At 38.8% G+C, this 14,928-nt stretch carries 17 protein-coding genes; 4 read left to right on the forward strand and 13 right to left on the reverse strand.

The genetic code is table 11. The features are described 5' to 3' along the window. The first annotated feature begins 66 nt into the window (after positions 1-66). On the forward strand, positions 67-264 hold the full coding sequence (locus AC07VK_RS23205) for a DUF6597 domain-containing transcriptional factor (protein ID WP_492963203.1): 198 nt from the start codon (positions 67-69) through the stop codon (positions 262-264). A 52-nt stretch (positions 265-316) separates the two neighbouring features. On the opposite strand, the gene AC07VK_RS23210 is transcribed toward AC07VK_RS23205, so the two are convergent. Genes AC07VK_RS23210 through AC07VK_RS23220 form a run of 3 tightly spaced genes read right to left on the reverse strand, consistent with a single transcriptional unit; the run spans position 317 to position 1,454 of the window. Continuing rightward, the gene (locus AC07VK_RS23210; protein ID WP_492963201.1) at positions 317-460 is read right to left on the reverse strand and encodes a hypothetical protein; all 144 of its coding nucleotides are present in this window, start codon (positions 458-460) and stop codon (positions 317-319) included. A gap of 8 nt (positions 461-468) precedes the next feature. Then, positions 469-1,200: a DUF3667 domain-containing protein gene (locus tag AC07VK_RS23215; protein WP_492963199.1), complete on the reverse strand. Its 732-nt coding sequence runs from the start codon at positions 1,198-1,200 to the stop codon at positions 469-471. A gap of 5 nt (positions 1,201-1,205) precedes the next feature. Continuing rightward, a complete protein-coding gene (locus tag AC07VK_RS23220) occupies positions 1,206-1,454 on the reverse strand; it encodes a hypothetical protein (RefSeq protein WP_492963198.1) in 249 nt (82 codons plus the stop codon). A gap of 85 nt (positions 1,455-1,539) precedes the next feature. Here AC07VK_RS23220 and AC07VK_RS23225 point away from each other — a divergent pair, with 85 nt between their 5' ends. After that, the gene (locus AC07VK_RS23225) at positions 1,540-2,298 is read left to right on the forward strand and encodes a response regulator transcription factor (RefSeq protein WP_492963196.1); all 759 of its coding nucleotides are present in this window, start codon (positions 1,540-1,542) and stop codon (positions 2,296-2,298) included. Positions 2,299-2,371: 73 nt separating this feature from the next. Here AC07VK_RS23225 and AC07VK_RS23230 read toward each other — a convergent pair whose 3' ends face one another. Further along, positions 2,372-3,112, reverse strand: coding sequence for an SDR family NAD(P)-dependent oxidoreductase (locus AC07VK_RS23230; RefSeq protein WP_492954237.1), 741 nt, complete (start codon positions 3,110-3,112; stop codon positions 2,372-2,374). A gap of 92 nt (positions 3,113-3,204) precedes the next feature. Between AC07VK_RS23230 and AC07VK_RS23235 the strand changes: the two genes are divergently transcribed. Both AC07VK_RS23235 and AC07VK_RS23240 read left to right on the forward strand, forming a co-directional pair. Then, positions 3,205-3,597 carry a winged helix-turn-helix transcriptional regulator gene (locus tag AC07VK_RS23235; RefSeq protein ID WP_492954236.1) on the forward strand — a complete coding sequence of 131 codons (393 nt, stop codon included), beginning with the start codon at positions 3,205-3,207 and terminating at the stop codon, positions 3,595-3,597. Positions 3,598-3,787: 190 nt separating this feature from the next. Beyond that, positions 3,788-4,246, forward strand: a complete 459-nt coding sequence (locus AC07VK_RS23240) for a DinB family protein (RefSeq protein WP_492963194.1) — start codon at positions 3,788-3,790, stop codon at positions 4,244-4,246. A gap of 321 nt (positions 4,247-4,567) precedes the next feature. Here AC07VK_RS23240 and AC07VK_RS23245 read toward each other — a convergent pair whose 3' ends face one another. The 9 genes from AC07VK_RS23245 to AC07VK_RS23285 all read right to left on the reverse strand — a co-directional run bounded on the left by AC07VK_RS23245 (position 4,568) and on the right by AC07VK_RS23285 (position 14,920). Further along, positions 4,568-5,536: a helix-turn-helix transcriptional regulator gene (locus tag AC07VK_RS23245; RefSeq protein ID WP_492954234.1), complete on the reverse strand. Its 969-nt coding sequence runs from the start codon at positions 5,534-5,536 to the stop codon at positions 4,568-4,570. Between the two features lie 51 nt (positions 5,537-5,587). Further along, the gene (locus tag AC07VK_RS23250; protein WP_492963192.1) at positions 5,588-6,193 is read right to left on the reverse strand and encodes a YdeI/OmpD-associated family protein; all 606 of its coding nucleotides are present in this window, start codon (positions 6,191-6,193) and stop codon (positions 5,588-5,590) included. 92 nt (positions 6,194-6,285) lie between these two features. Then, the gene (locus tag AC07VK_RS23255) at positions 6,286-6,804 is read right to left on the reverse strand and encodes a DinB family protein (protein WP_492954232.1); all 519 of its coding nucleotides are present in this window, start codon (positions 6,802-6,804) and stop codon (positions 6,286-6,288) included. A gap of 64 nt (positions 6,805-6,868) precedes the next feature. Continuing rightward, on the reverse strand, positions 6,869-9,352 hold the full coding sequence (locus AC07VK_RS23260) for a mechanosensitive ion channel family protein (RefSeq protein WP_492963190.1): 2,484 nt from the start codon (positions 9,350-9,352) through the stop codon (positions 6,869-6,871). 73 nt (positions 9,353-9,425) lie between these two features. Further along, positions 9,426-11,162, reverse strand: coding sequence for an STN and carboxypeptidase regulatory-like domain-containing protein (locus AC07VK_RS23265; RefSeq protein WP_492963188.1), 1,737 nt, complete (start codon positions 11,160-11,162; stop codon positions 9,426-9,428). Beyond that, positions 11,162-12,121, reverse strand: coding sequence for a FecR family protein (locus AC07VK_RS23270; RefSeq protein WP_492963186.1), 960 nt, complete (start codon positions 12,119-12,121; stop codon positions 11,162-11,164). The genes AC07VK_RS23265 and AC07VK_RS23270 overlap by 1 nt, the downstream gene beginning before the upstream one ends. 10 nt (positions 12,122-12,131) lie before the next feature. Next, positions 12,132-12,734, reverse strand: coding sequence for an RNA polymerase sigma-70 factor (locus AC07VK_RS23275; RefSeq protein ID WP_492963184.1), 603 nt, complete (start codon positions 12,732-12,734; stop codon positions 12,132-12,134). A gap of 127 nt (positions 12,735-12,861) precedes the next feature. Then, on the reverse strand, positions 12,862-13,956 hold the full coding sequence (locus AC07VK_RS23280) for a hypothetical protein (RefSeq protein ID WP_492963182.1): 1,095 nt from the start codon (positions 13,954-13,956) through the stop codon (positions 12,862-12,864). A 169-nt stretch (positions 13,957-14,125) separates the two neighbouring features. Next, on the reverse strand, positions 14,126-14,920 hold the full coding sequence (locus AC07VK_RS23285) for an SDR family NAD(P)-dependent oxidoreductase (protein ID WP_492963180.1): 795 nt from the start codon (positions 14,918-14,920) through the stop codon (positions 14,126-14,128). Positions 14,921-14,928: the final 8 nt, after the last annotated feature.

Below are 14,928 nucleotides of genomic sequence, written 5' to 3' on the forward strand. Positions count from 1 at the left end.
AATTGAAAATAAGTGTAATAAGCACTATACTTGCATGCTATACCCTCGAATATGTTGCCATTAAAAATGCATCATCAAGAATTCGAACCTCCAGAAGAGCTGCAGGATACGATAAAGTGCTTTTGGTACAACAGAAGGGTATCTGGAGCAGAACTATCAAGCTTTGAAGTTGTACCTGATGGTTACGCAGAGATCATTTTTCACTTTGGAAGCGAAACGCCTTGTAAAACATTTACGCAAGTCCTTCGACAGGGCCCAGTATGACAATTATATTTATGGTACAGCCTTATTTTTGTTTGACAATATTTCAACAATCCTACTCCATCTTAAGCCAGGTATATCCTTCTGCCTTGATCTTGATTTTAAGTTGAATTTTATTCGCCGCATCTACCACATGGTTCGTTTTCTTTCCTGTTTCATCGGTTACAACCACATTACGGGTAATGCCTGCATAATACAAAGGAACGTTTAATGTTTCATCAATAAATCGATTGAAATGCCCAAAAATACCAACACAAAGCCAAATGTTAACATCCCTAAGCTATAAGCAATAATTGCTTTTAAGTAGCTCGCCACTTTTTTCCCGTTAAAAAACTGAGCTATAGCCCATGTGCTATAAACTGCCACTATAACGCCCGAAACTTTCATGAAACTGATTTTACTAAGTCCTTCGGCAATTGCAAAAGCAGAAATGATTAACATGCCAATCCCCATAACAAAGCACAGTAGAATCAATATTTCGAAGAAGTTGTAGCTGTATTTTTTAAAAAACAGCTTTAACCACAAGGAAATGCAAACACCCATTAAAATATTGGCATAACCATAATGCCCCTGTACCCAATCGAAAATTAAACCAATGCTTGTTTTTTTTACTTCCTTAAATTCAACATAACCTTCTTCAATATGGAAGAAATGACTAATTACTGTATAGATTAACGAGCTAACGATGATAAATATAACTGGTTTTACCAATCTACTCCGGTTCTCGCTAATGAATGTTCTGATATTTTGGCCGGGCCTGATGAGCAGTTCTTTTACGGTAAACAATATTCCTTTTTCGAAATGTAGAATATGTTGTATTTCATGTAAGATGTAGTGCGCATCTACCCTTTTAACATGTACCGGCTGACCGCAATGGCTGCAAAAGTTATCATTTACAACATGACTGCAGTTTCTGCAACTTATTAGATCAGGATGCATACAACTTATTGATTAACATTTGGTGCATTACGTAATCTGATCTCGTCATTTACCGATTTTAAAGAGCTGTAGATCGGCAACCAGGTAATGGGCAACACCATTACTGGGATAAATAACACCAATTTCGCCTTAAGAAAAAACAAGGCTAAGGAAATAAGCACTCCAAATATGATAAATCCAATTAAGGCACCCTTTAACTTCGACCTGGTTTTGTTTAATTCTGCCAGGCTTAATTCAGACCATTTTTTCATCATTCAAAATCTTTTCTTTAAAGGTGGATACAAAAATATTTTCAAAGGCTACACTTTAGTGTAAATTTGCTATTAAGCCATCCCCTAAATGAAAGACACCATTACCTCCTCCCTGCTGACTAAAAATAAAGTTGAAAAAATATCAGCAGCAGATCTTCAGCAGCAAGATTACATGGAAGCTATAAAAGCTTTTGCACGCTTAACCTATGAAAGTGTGTATGTGATCGATTACGAAAAAATGGCGTTTGAGTATGTTTCAGAAAATCCTTTATTTTTATGTGGTTATTCGCCTAGCGAAGTTTTGGATTTAGGCTATGAATTTTATTTTAAAAATGTTCCTGAAAAGGATCTTGCATTATTGAGTCTGATTAACGAGGCGGGATTCGATTTTTTTGAAAAACTACCTGACGAAGAAAAAAAACACTATAGCATTACTTACGATTTTCATCTGATTAATCGGGAAGGTAAACCCACGTTGATTAACCATAAACTTACCCCCTTGTTTTTAACTGGCGAAGGTAAGATGTGGAAAGCGATGTGTATTGTCTCCATTTCACAGCATCAGCAGGCGGGTAATATCTGTATTTACAAACAAGGTACCGATGATCTGTGGGCGTTAAATATCGAAAATAAAATCTGGCAGAAATCAGAGAAACCAAAACTCAGCAAGAGGGAAATCGAAATATTACAATTGCACGCTCAAGGTTTAACCATTAACCAAATTGCTGAAAAAATATTTGTTGCTCCTGATACCGTAAAGTATTATAGGCGACGGATTTTTGAACGATTGGACGTGAGTAATATGGTTGAAGCACTTTCGCGTGCGGTTAATAGCAAGATGATTTAGCCTCATCCATTTTTTACAATATTTTGATCGGGAATTGCCCTCCCGACCAAACCTGGCTTTATTGGCGATCACTTTAAGCGTTCAACCCACCGTCGATTGTTAAAAACGAGCCAGTGATGTACCGGGCTTCTTCGCTTGCAATAAAGCTTACAAATGATGCAATATCTTCTACCGTACCATAATCTGGCAAAGCCATGCGGGTTCTCAAGAAATCAGCCAATGGTGCATCTGCGGGATTCATATCGGTATTGATTGGTCCAGGCTGAATCAGGTTTACCGTAATTTTTCGGGCACCAAGATCGCGTGCCAAACCGCGTGTAAAACCCTGAAGTGCCGATTTGCTCATGGTATACAGAGTGGTTTCAGGACCAACAGCATTATCGCCCATGTTGCTGCCGATGGTAATGATCCGACCACCTTCGGGCATGCCTTTTACCGCAGCCAAAGCCGCCACAAAAACTGCTTGCACATTAACGGCCATAATTTCATTATAATCTTCAAGAGTATGTTCTTCAAAGGCTTTGCCAATATAAATACCGGCATTATTGATCAGGATATCTATGTGGCCAAAATCGGCAATTGTTTTAGCCACTGCGCCAGTTACTTCAGCTGGTATTGTACTGCTTGCTTTTAATGCCACGGCAAGCCCACCGGCAGCTTCAACCTCAGTCACTACGGCCGAAGCTTTTTCTGGTGAATTTGCATATGTAAATACCACTTTTGCACCTTCGGCAGCTAATCTTTTTACAATCGCTGCACCTATGCCCCGGCTTCCTCCGGTTACCAACGCAATTTTATCTGTTAATTTTTTCATCTGTATTTTTTAAATTTTATGCTAAAGTAAAAGAGATACTTTACATTTGCAGGTAAGCAACAAATTGTTAGGTACTAACAAAAAAGTAAGAAATGAGAAAAGAAACATCAACCAATGCTTTGAACGAAAAAATGATGATCGACAGCTGTGGCATGTCCTCATCGCTGGCGGTAATCGGCGGAAGGTGGAAACCCGCTATATTGTGTCGCCTTTCTTATGGTACCATGCGCTATGGCGAGCTTAAAAAAGACATTATTGGCATATCAGAACGGATGTTGGTGGCGCAATTAAGAGAGCTGGAGAAAGATCAGATTATTACCCGGGTTGTTTTTCCGGAAGTACCACCAAGGGTAGAATACCGCCTTACCGATTTGGGCCGTACCATGAAACCAATGCTGGATGCGATGTCTGACTGGGGCAATATGTACCGTGAACACATCAACCAAACACAAGATTTATCTGCTACCGTATTACAAGACAAGTAAATGAACTTGTGGTCTCTTTAAAAACTGCAAATTTTATGACTTTTAAAGGTTAGTCCTGCTTATCAGATTCTAAAAAATAAACAGAAATTTTAATAAAAAAATAACATGCTGTTTTTCGACTGACAAACAGCTGTCATAGGCCAGTCTTAGTTTTGTTCTATTCAATTAATATAACAAAATGTCAGCAACTATGATTACTAAAAGCGAATTACTTCAGCATTGGTTAGGCCACAGAAAACTAACCAGAAAAACCATTGAAAAATTCCCTGAAAAAGATTTGTTCGAATTTTCTATCGGCGGAATGAGGCCTTTCTCTTCATTAATTAAAGAGTTGTTATCGATTAATGTTCCTGGTTTAAAAGAAATGGTTACCAGAGAAACAGCACCTTTTAGTCATGATCTTCCACTGAATACCAAGGAAGAGCTACTAACAAAATGGGATGAGGATACCCCAAAAATTGTGGAATACTTTAACCAGATCGCTGAAGATCAGCTTCACGAAACCATTAAATTATTCGGGCAGTACGAGTTTTCGATCATTAGTCACCTCTTGTATTTCATTGATAACGAAATACACCACCGTGGACAGGGCTTTGTGTATTTAAGGGCCTTAGGTATTGAGCCTCCATTTTTCTGGGACCGTTATTAAAAAAGGCAAGAGACTGTATCATAAAGGCTATTTCTCCTCAGATGCTGTCATGTTGAGCCTGTCGAAACACCTTACGAGGTATTTAAATAAGTCCTTCGACAGGCTACCATTGACAGCGTCCAGTAGAGTGGTCGTCATTGCGAGAAGGAACGACGAAGCAATCTTTCGTGCTAGCCATCCTTGCTAGAAAGATTGCTTCGTCGGCTGAAAAAGCCTTCTCGCAATGACGATATTTTGAGACAATTTATCTCCATTAACATTTCCTGTCATTTATATTAATTTTTATAAAATAAATTATCCTTTAGAATGACAATTCTATATTTATGATATGGCCGCTTTGTTTTTTAATCTCTTCAAACCAGATTCCATTATCTCAACCAGTTCATTATTCAAATGGGCTGGTTCTATAATTTCCGCCACATCAACAAATTTAACAAACCAGCGCACAAAAGAAACTTCAGAAAGAGAACAGTCGAAATACATGACCACAAAATCATCCGAAATTTCTTCGCCTGTAAATCCGAAAATCTGTCGTTCCCAATATAGAAAATGGGCATACTTCCGGTCTACCCTAATTTCGACTTTCATCCTATTTTCAGATAGACTTTTATCCCTGAATTCGTTAATTGGAGGGTGTGCAATGGTGAAGCTTTCTTCGAGCATTAAAACTTTTTTAATCCTGTCTAATCTAAAATTGCGGTAATCTTTTCTTAAATGGCAATAGGCTAAAAGATACCAAAGACTGTGTTCGTAGAATACACCGATTGGTTCAACAGATCTGCCAACCGTATGAATATCACCACTTTTGAGGTAATCGATATGGGTTATCTTTTTCCTTAAGGTACTGTTGAGTAAAACATCGATAATGTTGGGCAGATAATCCTTAGATTTTAAGTCGTTTTTAAGATGTATGGTATCTTCTAAATGCAGGAAATCTCTTTTTTGATTCACCTGAAAAGAGCTTTTTATTTTGATAAGTGCTGCCTCAAAATGTTTTTTAACAAATTGGGTTTCGTGTTTCTGCATCACTTTTTCGGCAACCATTAAACTGAGAATCTCTTCTTGACTAAACCTCGACGGCTGCAGCCTAAACCCTTCCATAATCGAATAGCCAGATCCTAATTCATTTACAATCGGAATACCGGCAATCTCCAGGGCTTTTAAATCCCTGTAAATTGTTCTTAAACTGATTTCGAACCGCTTTTGTAATTCATCTGTAGTGACTACAGATTTAGATTGCAATAGAAAAAATATCTGTAGTATCCGGTCAAATCTTTTGGTAATATCCATTTTTAAAAATGCAGGTATTTAATTAAACTCCTAATTTAGCTTGTTTGCCCATTAGCGAAGAAATTGCTTTGGCAATACGTTTTCTGATGAGGATTTTACAAGTTCAAGAATTCTGTTTTGCCGGGTTTCTGCTTTTTTTGCCATTACGATCCATTGTAGAATGGCTTTCTTAGCAGATTTACTTAGGCCAAGAAAAAAAATCTTTGCGTCTTTGCTGTTTTTAAATTCTAAAGCTAAATCTTTAGGTATTTTAAGTGTTTCTACCGCATCTAACGCTGTCCATGACCCATTTTGTTTGGCTTTTTTAATGGTATCCAAACCTGCTTTTGCGATAAGTTTTTGTGCCAGCAGGCGCTTTACTTTTTCTTTATTGATTTTCGACCAAACGCTATTGGCTTTCCGTTTACAGAAAAACTGCATAAACGTGTCGCTATCTATCGACTTTTTTAAACTGTCTATCCAACCGAAACAAAGGGCCTCATCTACAGCTTCGCTCCAGGTAATGCTGGGCAAACCTGATCCCTTCTTGCTATAAACAAGCCAAACCGACGATTTAGAATCGTGATGCTCCATCAGCCAGTTCCGCCATTCTTCAATGCTGCCTGGACGAAAAGTTTCTATATCCTTTATTTTGTTTTCCGCTATTTCGCAATCCATAAAATAATTTTCCTGAACAGATTGTACATCAATTATTTAAACTATGCAGCAAATTTAGCAGGTAGAGTGACAACCCTATGGCAGTGGCGATTTTAAACTTCTTTAGAATTCTTCACTACGGCTACGGTAACCATCAATTGCCCTACATGGCGCATGGTATGCTCTGCCGCATGGAACAACAAGCCGATAACAGTTGAAGGGAGTCCGGCGCGACCTACGCCTCTATAATCGGGCAATGTGCTTGCATCTGTACTTTTGATCTGCGCTAATGCAAAATCTACCTGTTTGTTGAAACGGTTAACAAGGTCTGCCACGGTATATCCCGCTGCCGAATCTTTACCCTCTTCAGCCAACTGGGCAAACTGAAATTCAGAAAGACCTTCTGCCCTGGCATAAGTAAATACCCGATCAAGCACTCCACTTAAATGCTGAAGATGAAAACCTGTAGATGCCATTCCGGCGGGGCGTTGCCAAAGCAGTTCGATTGGGAATTCGACCATATACTCATTAATCTCTTCTCTTGCTTGTAATAAGGCATGTGCTACCGGCTGTAACATCGGAATAATTTCAGGCAGTGGCCCTCTTTGCCAAACTTCTAATTGTTGCGCCATTAATATTTATTTTTAAAATTTTAAATCAGATTTAAAGAAACCATTACCTTAATTAAAACAATTTTCATTCAGCTTGAGGCAGCTCTCCTTCTTTATCTGGATAATACAGGTGTACATCCTGACGTGGAAAAGGAATGGAAATATTATTGGCTTTAAATGCTTCCGAAATGGCTACAATCAGATCGCTTCTAATCGCATGGGCCTCGCGAATGTGTTTCGCCCAGAAAAAAATCTTTAAATCGATGGTACTTGCGCCAAACTGCTCGTACTGGACCAATGGTCCCGGGTTTTTATTTATCCGTTGTTCTGCGTCTAAAACCTCGCCGATTACCCTTCTGCATTTCTCTAAATCGGCATCGTAGGCAATGCCGAGCACTATGGCCACTCTTTTACGGTTACCGGCCAGCGACCAATTAACCAGGTGCGAATTTAAAAGATCTCCATTGGGCATTACCACATCGGCACCATCCCAGGTAGAAATCACACTACTTCTAAAACCGATCGATTTCATCGTGCCTCCCTGGCCATCAACATCAACGATATCGCCAACATTTACCGGCTTTTCAAAAGCAATAATCAGCCCGCTTACCAGGTTATTCACCAATGTTTGCAAACCGAAACCAATACCCACACCAAGTGCTCCAAGTACGATAGTAATTCTATCCATTGGAATGCCCGCAGCTGCAATCGCTAAAAACAAGCCAATGCCCAGGATAAAAATCCTGACCAATAAAATCCAGCTGCCAAGTCCCCGTTTTTGATGTTTATCTTTATCAACTGCCAAATGCTCATCAGACGCGAAGAATGAAACAATTTTAGATACCAGTACCGAAATAGCCATAATGGCCACAAACAGCACTAAACCATTAATACTAAAGGTATAATTACCAATCGTTCTATCCTGACTAAAGAAATTACCAAGGGGTTTTGCAAGGTATTCGAAAGCAGGAAAGTTACGGCCCATTAAAATTAACCAGCCAAATACCAGCAATACATAAAGTAGCAGTGGCGCTTTTTTTCCTACACGCTCAAAATTGAGATAGAAAAGTTTCTTATCCTGAACAGTATATACATCAAATGCCAATAACAAACCTTCATTTATAAACCTGACTACCCATAAAAAAAGAATAGCTACAACCACATTAAGGTAGCCGCCAATAAAAAGTGTTTTTGCAAGATTATAACGGCCAAATATATTGGCAAAAACAGCAAATAACTCGAGCAGAACCATAAAACCTATAGCGTACATAATCCATTTCTCCCTGAGCTCCTGCTGTTTTTTCTGTGTCAGGATAACAAGGCCTGATATTACACCTATAACTGCTGCAATTAATATAAACCAACGTTCTGTTCTGGAAGCTTGCAAAATCAAATTATCAGCAGCAGCCAAAATAAAAAACAACACCATAATGCCCCATACGCGAAGCCAATATTTTGAAATATATCCTTTAAAAATGATGGTGAGACAAACACACGAGATTAGCCACAGCACCACATTGAGAATAAATGGAGGTGATAAAAAGATAAACTGAAAGAGGCTGAGCACTAATAATATTGCTGATGCCAGCGGGTAACGTAATACAAGCTGACCCTCAAAATCCGCTTTTAAAAGTTCCCTTGAAGTGTATATCCGCTTTAGCGAGCGAAGGTATATATACGAAATGACCATTAACACAAACAATATGAACAGTTTGCCCGAATTGTTTTCCGAATAAAAACCAAGCGTAAGCAGGCCTTTTATTTTAGAGAAGTTTAAAATTTCGCCAAATGGCCTATAAAAACCTGCCGGCTCCCAAATATTGCCGAAATCACGTGCAAAAGCATTATAAGCCATTTTACGTTGATAAACCTCAATTTCATCAAGACCTATCTGAAGGCTTGACACTTCTAAATTGATGTGATTGAGAAGTGTTTGGATATTTCCACTGGCCCGTTTAAGAGCAGTATCAATAGGTGCTATTTCGTAGGCAACAACCGCAATTTTTTTTAGGTAGCCCATCAATTCTAAAGAATCTGATGGAAACTTAAACAGTGCAGGCATACTCGAAAGAGAATCTAAACGATAGCGAAAATTATTGAGCTCCTGTTGCCGCAAATCAAGGCCTGTTTTCCTTACTTTGGCTTTATTAAGCAGTTCATTTATGATCTTTGATGTAGCGGTAAGGTTTCTAAAAGTTTGAGCGGTTCCTTTATTGGTAAAAACACCATCTTTGGCAAGCATAAAATCTTGCTTTATCTGATCCAATTCGGCTTTTGTTCCTACAGTATCCACACTTGTTTTCAGATACATTTTTGCTTTTTGCATCACCATTCTGATTTCATCGAAGATTTTGGTCTGCGCCAGTATAGCTTTATCGGCTTCAAATTCGCCTTTGCTCTTTATAGCAGACCTACGGCCAAATTCCTGCATTTTGGCTACGAAGCCTTTTTTGGTGCTATCTGTTAATGCACCAAGTGGCGTACTATCTTGTTTTTGAGCCCTAGCGGCAAAACAGATCAGCAGGAAAACACCCACCAACAAATAAATACGATAAATTTTCAAAGGCATAAGCAAAATGAACTTAATCAATATTACTGAAAATGCCCCGCAATTCAAACAGCGAAGCCATTAAACACTGCGCTTACAACGAAACGGTAAGGCCAAAGTTCCAGCCTAGCCAACCTTCTGCACCGTTTTTAAAATGATTACTCCAGCCAGGTGCCAATTCCTTTTTATAATTTTCGCCAGAAATGGCTTCTCCCTTCACGTAATACGAATAGGCAGGTCCGGCAAAAATAGCAAGCCTCGATAAAGCGTTAAACTGCAGGTATGCCTGTAGCCTGTAGAGGTTGTTTGCTTCTTCAACATTACCGAGATATATGGATTGGATGGTTCCTTCGGCAGCGATAGCAAAACGTTTGTTTAAAATAAAATCATGACCAAGGCCTAATCCAAAAGTAAATGCCCGGGCAGTATCTGAAAAATTTTTACCCGCAATTAATAAGGTGTATAATTTGGCATTTCCGGTCTTAAAAGCGATATTGGTATTAATTACCTCGTTGTTATATACTGTTATCTTACGGTAGCCATTATTGGATAGGTTGATCAACCCGATACTGATACCCGATGATGAATCGGCCAGATTTACCACGCCCAGTTGAAAACCATCCATGTTTTTAGCATGGTTTACCAATCCGGCAAGCTGCATACCTTTTAAACAGCCTGAGGTTTTATTCAATACACCTGCCAGCTGAACCCCTGTGGTATTTTTGCTCACATTAATCAGTCCGGCTACCTGCGCTCCTTTAACATCTTTGCCCGCAAAATTGCCCACCCCGGCCAATTGTACTCCTCTAACCTTACTTTCTACCCTATTTAATAAACCGGCCACCTGCAAACCATCTACATTCATATTTACATCGTTGTAGGCGCCCGAAAATTGGGTGCCTTTTACTGATCCGCCCACTACATTGAACAAACCTGCTACCTGAATCTTTTTAATATCGCCTTTGGTTAAATTAAACGCACCCGCTATTTCAAAGCCATTTGTTCCGGCAGTATAACCACCAAGTATATTTAAAGATGCCTTGTTTACTACACTAGAACTCATACTGCCATGCGAACTTAAGCCAGGGGTAAACGATGCCTGAAAAGGTGTCTGCGCCAAAAAATCAGGAATATTCAGATTTTGGATGCGTTGCTTTGAGGAGAGCAAAAAACGCCATATTCCGCGCCCTCCAAAAGTGTTGGTGAAAAATGCGCCTTTCTCTTTATCCGGATCTTCATATTTCTCAGGCTTTATATTGATATCAGCCAGAAAAACCAGGGCTGTATCGCGATAGGTTTCTTTACTTGCTGTTAAAATTACGGCACTGTGCTCGCCTCTAAAACGCAATGTAAAATAACCATTGTTATCCGTAAGCGCAGCCTGAAGCAGTTTTTTTTCGTAAACACTGGCCTGTTTAACTTTATTGCCTGTTCTGGTATCAACCACGTAACCGCTTATCGCATATTCATTGTCGCCATTGGCAATGTGCTCTGCTTCTATTGTTAAATGATTTACGGCATAGCGAAGAATAATGTATTCGGCATTTTCTTTATAATCTACCTTACCATCAAATAGCTGATCTAAAACCTCGCGCAGCGGAACATTTTTCACATTCAGGCTCACCAGGCTATCCTGCCTGAACAGCACACCATTATAAGAAAAATAGAATCCACCAGCTTTGCTGATCATCTGCAAAACATTGCCAACCTTTTCCTGCTTAACATTTAAGCTTACTCCTTTGGATAAATTCCTTCTATAATCGACTGTGGTAACCTGTGCAGTACAATAGCCCGAAATAAAGAGTAATAAAATAATTAGTCTGGTCTTCATTATTTTTTAGCAGACAACAAAATGGTATTGCCGTTACGGGATAACTGTAAATTTAAGGTTTGGCAGATAATTTCAAGGTTCTGGTTTATCGACCCCATTTTTAAAGTGGTATTGATGGTTAAACCTTTAATCTTTTCATCCAAAGTGATGTTGCTTCCATAAGCCTCATTCAAAGTAATCACCAGTTTGGATAAAGGAATATTATTCGCCTGAAACAGATTGCTACGATAATAGTTATAAAGCTGATCGGTGCTTTGTTCTTTTACCAGTTTACGGGTACTGCCGTCGATGTGGACTTTTTCGCCCTTATAAAGCTTAATTTCATCATTGGCCATGCGAACCTTCACAATTCCGGTTTCTACGTTAATTTCAGTATCCTTTTTTATATGCTTAATATTGAAGGAGGTACCCACTACTTCTACACTTATCTGTTCGATATCGATTACAAAAGGATGTGTTTTATCTTTGGCTACATCAAAAAACACGTCACCTTGTTCCAATTTCAGTTTTCGGTTGTTTTTAAAGTTAGCGGCATAGCTTATTTTGGTATTCTTGTTTAAGGTCAGCGCCGATCCATCAGGCAAGGTTTCGGTACGCACCTGGTAAGTAGCGGTGAGTTCGGTATATTTTCCGGGGCCGTATAAACTATATGCCATCCATCCGCCAACGGCAATAAACAATACCGCAGCTATCCTTAGCCAAACTTTAGCCACATTTAACCGCTTAATGTTGCTGCCATGTGGTTTTAAATCTGCTCTTCTCGCCTTAAAACTTGCCCATGCCTGCTCTTCATTCCTTTTATTTTCATTTTTTAGGGTGTTGCTTACCTGCCAGATGGTTTCTAACTGCGTAAAATGCTTTTTATTGGCTTCAGCAGCGTCTAGCCACTTTTCTACCTTTTCATTTTCTTCTATAGAACTTTCTTTTAGAAGAACCTTTATCAATAATTCATCAGTCATGCGCTTTCTTCTAATTAAAAAAATCGTTGTAATACCATAATCCGAGTAAAATAAACACCAGGAAATCAGCCAGTTTTAGTCTTAAAATCCTTAAAGCCTTCCCCATCTGGTTTTCTACCGTTTTGATTGATAGACCTAAATGATCGGCAATTTCGCGGTATTTCAATTCTTCGAACCTGCTCATTTGGAAAATGGTGCGGCACTGCGCTGGTAAATGGTTCAGGGCATCTCTTAAATGCTGCTGTAGTTCTGTAAACTCTACTTTTGCAGTGGCAGCTTCATGTTCTGTATTCATGGTGTGTACCGTAAATTCCTGGTATTTGCTTTTGGTTTTTTCCTGTTTAATATAGTTTAAACTATCGTTGTAAACACATTTGTAGAGGTATGCTTTTATAGATTGTATTTTAAGGCTTTCTCTTTTTTCCCAAAACTTTAAGAACATTCCCTGTACAATTTCTTCAGCAACATCTTCATCCTTTAAAATCACCTGAGCATAAGCGTGCAGCGCGTTGTAATGCGTTTTGAACAAATATTCAAAGGCGGCATCATCATGGTATTGATCAATAATTTCGGAAGCTGCTGCTGTTAATTCCACTGGTTTAATTGTAGTCAAATATATATGTTTATTAATTATCGAATTTTGAATAAGGGAATGACTGAAGGATGGAATGATAGAATGACCGAATGTTAGCTGGTGCACAAATTCAATCATTCAAAACTCACTCATTCAATCATTTATCTTAAAAACTAATGGCCAAACCACCTGTATAGCCTAAAAATAGGGCATGTAAGGTATTATCTTTCCTATCCCAGCTTTTTACATAGTGTTTCTGTAGGGTTTTTCCCTCTTCGGTATTGGTTGATACAAAATTGAACGATGGGCCTGCAAAAAGTTCTAAATTTTGGCCTATCCTAAGCGATGGCAGTAACTGAAAGGTAGATTTGAAATAATTGCCCCGTTTAAAGTTTTGCAATGAACTCCCGGTAAGCTCTGCATTTAACCTAAAGTGTTCTGATTGAAAAAAGTGAGCACCTAAACCAGCTTCGAAAGCATAAACTTCATCTTTATTTTTAAAGTTATAACCAGCGCCGATAATACCGTATAATACTTTTCCGCCCGATCTGAATGTGGCCATGGTCGTTAAATTCTGGTTGGTAGTTAAAGCAATGCTTTTTTCGCCGTTTTTAACAATATTGATAATCCCGATTGGATAATCACTGCTATCGGCCACGTTAATAAAACCAGCAAACTGAACGCCTTTAACTTTCTTTGCCACATTGATAAAACCTGCAATTTGCGATCCTTTTACATTGCCTGCTTTATTCATAAAACCTGCAACCTGCACGGCAGAAACATTTTTCGAAGTCCAGTTTATAAAACCAGCTACCTGAGCACCGCTATTTTCTTTTGAGATATTGGCGAAACCGGCAATAGCGGCCCCATTCCCTCCCCCATAAGTATTGATAAAACCTGCAAACTGTGCTCCACTTGCTTTGCCACCAATGTGGTTAGAAAAACCTGCGAACTGTGTACCGCTTGTATTTTTATGCACGATATTGGAAAGGCCTGCGAATGAGATTCCCTTTTCTGCTGCCGAAACGCCAACCAAAGCGTTTAAAGAAAATACATTTGTATCTAACGCTGCATGCGTTCCGTTTGTGCTTACCGGGTATACAAAGCCAATATTTACTTTGTCTTTTTTGCTTTCTTGTGCAAAACCATTTAAGCCAATGATCAATAATATTGCTAAACCCAATGCTTTAACACCAAATGCTTTTTTGAAGTTAATGCTTGTTGCAAAGCTGTTTTTAATTTTTGTTGAAGTTGTGTCCATTTCTGTCTAATTTTAAAATGAGACAACAAACACGACACTTACCCCTATGTGCAGCAAAAAAATATTTCTTTGCACGCCAATATTATTGAAAGTTTTTTTTTAGCAGCTAAAAATGATAAATTAAAAGTTCACTAGCATGTTTATAAACGCCCAGATCAGCTATAATATACTACAATATCGATCTCACTAAACCGCCTTCTACCCTAATGGCAGCTCCATTGGTTCCGGAGGCTAACGGACTTACATAAAAAGTAACTGCGTTTGCAATTTCACTCACATCAAGAAAACGTTGCAGTAAGGAAGTGGGCCGCATGTTCTTAAAGAAATCGGCTTCTACCTCAGCAATAGTGATGTTTCCATTTTTGGCTAAATCTTCGATAAAAACACCTACCCCTTTTGATTTGGTAGGGCCGGGCAAAATTGAATTGACAGTTACCCCGGTACCTTGGGTTAATTCTGCTAAACCACGGCTAACCGCCAGCTGTGCAGTTTTAGTCATGCCATAGTGGATCATTTCATCGGGGATAAACACTGCCGATTCGCTGGAGATAAAAATAATCCTGCCCCAATTTTTCTTTAACATTTTAGGGAATAGCTGCCGCGATAATCTGATTCCGCTCATTACGTTAACTTCGAAAAACCTAAACCAATCTTCATCACTGATCTTTTCAAAAGCTTTAGGTTCAAAAATGCCTGCATTATTGATCAGTATATCTATCTCTGGAAGTTTATCGATCAGGTTATTTACCTCATCGGCTTTCGAAAAATCAGCAGCTATTCCTGAAATAAATTCGTTCCCGGCAATACCTTGCAACGATTTTACTGCTTCATCTACACTGCTTTGCGACCGGCCATTGATAATTACTTTTACACCTTCTTTTAACAAACTTTCGGCAATTGCGAATCCGATCCCAGCGGTAGAGCCGCTTATAAAAGCCGTTTTATGCTTTAACTGTAAATCCATTTTTTCTT

The organism is Pedobacter sp. GW821-FHT01D05, assembly GCF_059422505.1.

Excerpts from the sequence above, each read along its gene's own strand:
- AC07VK_RS23205 (WP_492963203.1), top strand. The coding sequence starts at position 67 with ATGCATCATCAAGAATTCGAACCTCCAGAAGAGCTGCAGGATACGATA.
- AC07VK_RS23215 (WP_492963199.1), bottom strand. The coding sequence starts at position 1,200 with ATGCATCCTGATCTAATAAGTTGCAGAAACTGCAGTCATGTTGTAAAT.
- AC07VK_RS23220 (WP_492963198.1), bottom strand. The coding sequence starts at position 1,454 with ATGATGAAAAAATGGTCTGAATTAAGCCTGGCAGAATTAAACAAAACC.
- AC07VK_RS23225 (WP_492963196.1), top strand. The coding sequence starts at position 1,540 with ATGAAAGACACCATTACCTCCTCCCTGCTGACTAAAAATAAAGTTGAA.
- AC07VK_RS23230 (WP_492954237.1), bottom strand. The coding sequence starts at position 3,112 with ATGAAAAAATTAACAGATAAAATTGCGTTGGTAACCGGAGGAAGCCGG.
- AC07VK_RS23235 (WP_492954236.1), top strand. The coding sequence starts at position 3,205 with ATGAGAAAAGAAACATCAACCAATGCTTTGAACGAAAAAATGATGATC.
- AC07VK_RS23240 (WP_492963194.1), top strand. The coding sequence starts at position 3,788 with ATGATTACTAAAAGCGAATTACTTCAGCATTGGTTAGGCCACAGAAAA.
- AC07VK_RS23245 (WP_492954234.1), bottom strand. The coding sequence starts at position 5,536 with ATGGATATTACCAAAAGATTTGACCGGATACTACAGATATTTTTTCTA.
- AC07VK_RS23250 (WP_492963192.1), bottom strand. The coding sequence starts at position 6,193 with ATGGATTGCGAAATAGCGGAAAACAAAATAAAGGATATAGAAACTTTT.
- AC07VK_RS23255 (WP_492954232.1), bottom strand. The coding sequence starts at position 6,804 with ATGGCGCAACAATTAGAAGTTTGGCAAAGAGGGCCACTGCCTGAAATT.
- AC07VK_RS23260 (WP_492963190.1), bottom strand. The coding sequence starts at position 9,352 with ATGCCTTTGAAAATTTATCGTATTTATTTGTTGGTGGGTGTTTTCCTG.
- AC07VK_RS23265 (WP_492963188.1), bottom strand. The coding sequence starts at position 11,162 with ATGAAGACCAGACTAATTATTTTATTACTCTTTATTTCGGGCTATTGT.
- AC07VK_RS23270 (WP_492963186.1), bottom strand. The coding sequence starts at position 12,121 with ATGACTGATGAATTATTGATAAAGGTTCTTCTAAAAGAAAGTTCTATA.
- AC07VK_RS23280 (WP_492963182.1), bottom strand. The coding sequence starts at position 13,956 with ATGGACACAACTTCAACAAAAATTAAAAACAGCTTTGCAACAAGCATT.
- AC07VK_RS23285 (WP_492963180.1), bottom strand. The coding sequence starts at position 14,920 with ATGGATTTACAGTTAAAGCATAAAACGGCTTTTATAAGCGGCTCTACC.